The sequence below is a fragment of the Lacinutrix himadriensis genome (assembly GCF_001418105.1).
GTDB classification, from domain to species: Bacteria; Bacteroidota; Bacteroidia; order Flavobacteriales; family Flavobacteriaceae; genus Oceanihabitans; species Oceanihabitans himadriense.
The window spans coordinates 1-6,089 of record NZ_LIQI01000029.1 but is presented as its reverse complement, the minus strand read 5'-3'; the positions used below and the strand labels follow the sequence as shown (position 1 = coordinate 6,089).

Genomic DNA, 6,089 nt, shown 5'->3' with positions numbered 1-6,089 from the left:
GTAGGCTAGAACCTAGCAATTAATTATACACGGTGTTAGCCACAGTATTTATTCACGTTGTTGTTTTTCCATCGTAATATATGTAGTGCAGAGCTCTTATTGCATTCACACAATGATTTCCCCAATGAGTGGTAAATCCAAATTTCAATTGCCAAAGTCCATCTTCGATTGCCTCGTCCGTTCCGATTTGGTCAATTTTATAAAGTTCCTCTTTTAAATCCGCATAAATATCCGCAACATCATCGACTAACCAACCTTGTGTCGGCTCGTTTTCATTTTCGTAAGTTGGGTCAAAAACTTCCCAATAAAAACATTCTTTTCCAAGTGAGGAAATCAGATTTACGTTCTGTTCTTTTAGTTTCTCTCTCGTAAAAGTATCAAATTCCGATTTTTCGCTTGAGTGAATTAATTCGACCGATTTCAGAGAAATTCCAGCGTTATATAATTCAGTCAGTTTTTTGTGGATTTCAGGATAAAATTCTTTTTCCTTTATTTCTTTATTTTCAATCAGTTCAATAAATCCACGAGCAACTTTTAGGAAATCTTGAGTTTCCTTTGATTTAAGTAATGATTGTATTTCTTTAGTCAAATTTTGCATTCGTGGTCATATTGTGGCTAACGGTTTTGTATAAAAAGAGTTGCGTTTTTGCGTGCGAGGAATTTCCGTAGGAAATTCAGATGTAGCAAAAGTGCAACGATCTTTAAATTTTGTTCTAAATATAGCAATTTTTTTTATGCGTTGTTACCACCAGTTTTTTATTTGATTCAGTGTTCCGATTATCAGTCCGACAATTCCTCCGATATATGAGAAATTATGGATTTTCGCCACTTTATTAAATTCTGCTTTATGTTCAATTTCAAACGGGAAATTATAATTCGTAATAATTTCCGATGGATTTAATTCCGCAATTCCATATCCAGTAAATCCGAACAGAATTGCAATTCCGATTACGATGAGTAAAGATTTCAGCGATTTATTCAGCATTATTTGTCCGTCACTATATTTCAGTCCGAATATTCCGAGAACAATTCCGGTTAAAAGTCCAAACCACCAAGTAGAGAAAAATCCAACCCAAACAAGCGAAAAAGTCCAATTTCCGTTAAATTCTCTTTCATAATCGTCTAAAATTCCAAAATTGAAAAATGTCAGTTTAGTGTAAAATTCAGGCGATATTTTTGACGTAACAAAATCGTGTGCAACTCCATAAAAAACTGATAATGTTATTGAAATAAATACGATTAATATGAATGCTCCGAGTTTTTTCAAATTGGTGGTAACGGTTACGTATAAGAATAGTGCGTTTTTGTGTGTGAGGATTTTCCGCAGGAAAATCAGAAGTAACAAAAGTGCACTGTTCTTTGTTTAAGTACTAATCTACGCATTATTTTTATGCGATGTTGGGTTTAGTACTTTATTCAATTTCGATTAATTCATATAATTCAGCCATTCCAGACAGTTTTTCTTCCCAAACTTTAATTTCCATTGGAAAGTTATTCGGAACAAGTTTTGTTAAGTTTATAACAGAATGTATTGGTAATTCAATTCTGTCAGTCACATACATCTCGTAAATTGTATTTCCTAAATCGCTTTCTGTGTCTTTTTTTATTAAAGTCAATTTGTAACAATCAAAGCCCTTTATTTCCTTTATATCTTTTCGGTTTTCAACTATTTCGTATTCGTGATTTTTAACAAATAGGTCATACTTTCTATAATTGACAGATTTGGATTTGTCATAATAGTTTAAAATTCCGCTATTTTTTTGAATCATAAAATAATCTCCAATCATTTTACCTTTTTGTTTGGTATAACGCCAAATAGAGTCATTTTGAATTTCCACATAAATTTCCGTTTCAGGTGTTTGAGTTAGAAAATTAGTCATCTGTATTTCCTTGAGTTTTTTATTCATCAAAGAATCTTTTCCATTTGGTTTGTAAGTTGTATCAATTAAAGAATCCGTTTTTGATTCCAAATCCAATATCCCACTTTGGGAAGAAACCATAGATTTTTTGAAAACAAACTTTGTCGGTTTGGGATTGTTTTCTGTCAGTTTCTTTGTTGATGAGCAACAAACTAAAAATAGAAATATTAAAATGTAGTTTATATGTTTCATTCGTATTAAACCCAACGTTTATGTATATGGTTTGTTGCGTGTTTAGGAACGTAATTTAGCAAATAAAAACCGAATAGAAAATCCGCGAGGATTTTCGTAAGTAGGCTAGGACTAGCAATAAATTATATACGGTGTTACCATACGTACTTTATTCAGTTATTAATTCTTTCCACTTTTCAGATTCCGCAAATTCTTTCACAATTTGATTCCGTTCTGATAATAATTCAGTCATATATTTTTTGAGAAATAACTTGTCCGCCAATTTTCCTAAAATTCCAAATGGAGATTTATAATCAAAAAAATCGGTCATCAAAGTTCCACTATTTAATTCCGCAAAATGATGTTCGTGTTTAAATTCAGAAAATGCTCCTTTTTGCATTTCGTCCACAAAGTAATTCGGTCTTTCGAATTCCGTAATTTTTGATGTTAAGTTTTGATAAATTCCAAAATGTCTTGCTCTCCAAGTTACGCTTTCATTCATTCCAATTAATCCGCTCGTTTTTCCAGCGATTGCTTCTTCATTTGTATGTTCTGTTGAGATTTTATGCAAATCTATACTTCTTGAAAGGTCGAAAACTATTTCTTTGTTAGCGTTAATTTCAGTTTTTAGTTCAATTCTCGGCATTTTTGGCGTATGTATGGTAACGGTTTTGTATAAAAAGAGTTGCGTTTTTGCGTGCGAGGATTTTCCGTAGGAAAATCAGAAGTAGCAAAAGTGCAACGACTTTTAAAATTAGTTCTAAATATAGCAATTTTTTTTATGCGTTGTTGCTAACTGTTGCGAGACATTTGAGTAATCACGTTTTTTAATTCCGCTTAATGGATCAATTCCGAGTGAAGTCAGCAAATTGATTTTGTTTTTTTAATTCCGTTTGAGTGGCTTTTCCGAATCAGGCTAAATTCCGCAAGAGTAAATTCAGCAGCTGAGTAAATAATTCCGCAATATTTAATTCCGATTTTGAGTGATTTATTCAGCGTAAAGCTTGGCAGAATTCCGTTCGGTGTTTTTTCCGAGTTATAGTTAGCAACGGTCTTGTATAAAAAGAGTTGCGTTTTTGCGAGCGAGGAATTTCCGAAGGAAAATCAGATGTAGCAAAAGAGCAACGATCTTTAAATTTAGTTCTAAATATAGCATTTTTTTTTATGCGTTGTTAGCTACTGTTGCGAGACATTTGAGTAATCACGTTTTTAATTCCGCTTAATAGATCAATTCCGAGTGAAGTTCGTAAAGTGGTTCTTTTTTTTATTCCGCTTAATGGATCAATTCCGAGTGAAGTTCGTAAAGTGATTTTTTTAAATTCCGTTTGAGTTGTTATTCCGTAAACAAGTGAAATTCCGCAAGAGTTAATTCCGAATTGGAGTAAATAATTTCGTAATATTTAATTCAGATTTTGAGTGATTTTTTCATCGTAAAGTTTGACAAAATTTCGTTTGGTAATTTTTCCGAGTTATAGTAGCTAACGTTGTTGTGTATGGTTAGTTGCGTGGTTAAGCAACTAAATTAGTAAACAAAAACGAACCAGAGAAAATTCCGAAGGAATTTTCCAAATAAGCACTTGCCAAAGCAATTAATTATACACGTTGTTGCCATTTCGTTGTTTTTATTTTCTTAAATTCAAAAGTCCGATTATAATTAACGGAATGCTGAATGGTATCATAAATGCTAAAAGTTTTTTGTCGGGAATATAAATCCATAATAAAGTGGTTGAAATCACAAAAATTATTATTTCTCCATATACATTTTTTAAATCGTATTTTTTGAAAAACGCACCTATTAATACTGGGATAATCATTCCCAAAGAAATTCCTGAAATCATAAGTCCAGATAGGAATAGTCCAGTTTCCATTCCGTTCATATAACTCACAAAAATAAACAATGGAATAACCCAAAGAAACCAAGAGTTAGTTTTAAAAACTGACTTTAGTTTAGTCCGATTAATTTCTATTTTATTCATATTTTTTCAATTCCGATTGAGTGAGTAATTCCACAACTTGCTATATTCCGCACACAGTTTGGTTTTTAAATTAAATAATACCATATCAAATTAGGAAAAGTAACAATGCTCAATATTAATAATGATATTGACAATAAAATTAGTGTTATTCTTAATTTCTTCTGATTAATAGGTGTGATTTTATAACTTAAATAAAGGCTAATCGCACCAAATCCGATAGCAATTAATTTAAACAAGATTGTATCATATTTTCCTTTTCTCCCAATAGGCGATAAAATTCCTTCTATAAACTGTCCTGAAAAATCTATATAATTTAAGTAGTTAATTAAGAAGTAATACAACCATCCAAAAAATAAAAATCCGATTGAATAAGTTAAATATTTTCCGTTATCTATTTTCATTATTTTTCAGGTTCAGAGTGCGTATCGCAATGAATGGCAACGGTTACGTATAAGAATAGTGCGTTTTTGTGTGCGAGGATTTTCCGCAGGAAAATCAGAAGTAGCAAAAGTGCACTGTTCTTTATTTAAGTACTAATCTACGCATTATTTTTATGCGATGTTGTAAAACGTTTTTATTCAGTTTTTAATTCCGCTGATTCATTCCAGCCTTTAGAATTCAACATTGCAGTTTTCAACATTTTCATTGCAGTTTCTAAAGATTTAGTTGCTCCTTTTACATATGCATTTTTCCAAGGTTCAGATTCTTTTGGAATCAGATATTCAATATGATATTCGTCCATTCCAATTGTCAGAATTACATAAGTTTTAGATGTGTAGTCATTTTCGGTTTGTAAAATCAGATGGTAATGAGAAGTCAATCCCCAAATTTCCGTTTCTTTAAATTCCGAGTTAATTCTTTCAATCCAATTCAGCATTAAAGTTCCAACACTTTTTGAAATGACATTGGATTCATTTTTTACTTCGTTGTAAAATTCAGTCAGAGTTTTACTTTTTTGGTCTGTATTTCGTCTAATCGGCATTTTTGGTCAAATGTTGTAAAACGTTTTTTTATTCAATTTTCCGTTATGTATTTATTTTCAGAATAATATTTTTCCTTTCCTTTTATATTGTTAAAATTCAACTTAATTACGGTATCAAGATTTTTCCTTTTGAGATTGATTTTTAAAGATTCAGTTTTTTTAGTCATTGTATCTCCGATTTTGATAAAGTCATAAAGTTCAGAACTTTGGAAAACAAAGTCTTTTTTATTATCACCAAATATTTGATGTCGAATAATAATTATTGGTCTTGCGTGATTTTGTTTATCAATATATTTTTCAACAACTATTCCTTGATAGTTTGAATGATATTCATCATAAACTATTTTGTCGAAAAACTCTTTTTGAGTCAGATTATCACAAGAATTTAATCCTACAGTAAGAAGAAACAATAAAATAAAATGTCGATTTATCATTTTTTTAGTTTTCTCAAATGTTTTACAACGGTTTTGTGTATGATTTCGTTGCGTGTTTCAGCAACTAAATTAGTAAACTAAAACGAACCAGAGGAAATTCCGAAGGAATTTCCAAGTAGGCGAGTACTAGCAATGAATTATACACGTTGTTGTAACACGTTTTTTTATTCCGTTCAGTTTTCTATAATCAGATATTCATTTTCTGGAAAAGACAACATACGTAACAAATCCAATGTTCCACAATTCGGTTCAAGGTATTTTTTAGTATTCGGAATTCCACGTTCATCTTTCTCCCAACTTGTTTTGAACTTATATTTTGTCGTATCTAATTTGTTTTCAAGTATAACAGATTTGTCATTAGAAATTTGCCATTCGTATTTTTCGTTTTTCCAGCAAACACCAATTCCGTCTCCAAGTTTGTCAATTCCACTTACATCGAGTTTGATAAAATCTATTTTCGGAATTGAACTGGTTTTTCCGTTTATTATATATCTTGTTTTTCCTTGAGTAATAACCTGGTCTCTCGCTCAAAAGCTTCATCTAACGATGAGGCTTTTTTGTTTTATATGGTTTTAGGTATTGAAAATTTAAGGTGAGAAGTTTATGC

8 protein-coding genes are annotated in these 6,089 nt (G+C 31.1%); all 8 read right to left on the bottom strand.

Annotated elements, in window-relative coordinates; translation table 11 throughout:
• Nucleotides 1–52: 52 nt before the first annotated feature.
• Complete coding sequence (locus AMD28_RS15895; protein ID WP_055445140.1) at nucleotides 53–598, bottom strand: DUF5063 domain-containing protein; 546 nt, start codon at nucleotides 596–598, stop codon at nucleotides 53–55.
• A gap of 144 nt (nucleotides 599–742) precedes the next feature.
• On the bottom strand, nucleotides 743–1,267 hold the full coding sequence (locus AMD28_RS15890; protein ID WP_055445139.1) for a hypothetical protein: 525 nt from the start codon (nucleotides 1,265–1,267) through the stop codon (nucleotides 743–745).
• A 145-nt stretch (nucleotides 1,268–1,412) separates the two neighbouring features.
• Nucleotides 1,413–2,111 carry a hypothetical protein gene (locus tag AMD28_RS15885; RefSeq protein ID WP_152975635.1) on the bottom strand — a complete coding sequence of 233 codons (699 nt, stop codon included), beginning with the start codon at nucleotides 2,109–2,111 and terminating at the stop codon, nucleotides 1,413–1,415.
• A gap of 148 nt (nucleotides 2,112–2,259) precedes the next feature.
• Entirely contained in the window at nucleotides 2,260–2,736 is a 477-nt protein-coding gene (locus AMD28_RS15880; protein ID WP_055445137.1) for an SRPBCC family protein, read from the bottom strand.
• 976 nt (nucleotides 2,737–3,712) lie between these two features.
• The gene (locus AMD28_RS15875; protein WP_055445136.1) at nucleotides 3,713–4,066 is read right to left on the bottom strand and encodes a hypothetical protein; all 354 of its coding nucleotides are present in this window, start codon (nucleotides 4,064–4,066) and stop codon (nucleotides 3,713–3,715) included.
• A 65-nt stretch (nucleotides 4,067–4,131) separates the two neighbouring features.
• Complete coding sequence (locus tag AMD28_RS15870; RefSeq protein WP_055445135.1) at nucleotides 4,132–4,467, bottom strand: hypothetical protein; 336 nt, start codon at nucleotides 4,465–4,467, stop codon at nucleotides 4,132–4,134.
• A gap of 173 nt (nucleotides 4,468–4,640) precedes the next feature.
• Entirely contained in the window at nucleotides 4,641–5,048 is a 408-nt protein-coding gene (locus tag AMD28_RS15865) for a hypothetical protein (RefSeq protein WP_055445134.1), read from the bottom strand.
• Between the two features lie 32 nt (nucleotides 5,049–5,080).
• A complete protein-coding gene (locus AMD28_RS15860; protein WP_055445133.1) occupies nucleotides 5,081–5,482 on the bottom strand; it encodes a hypothetical protein in 402 nt (133 codons plus the stop codon).
• Nucleotides 5,483–6,089: the final 607 nt, after the last annotated feature.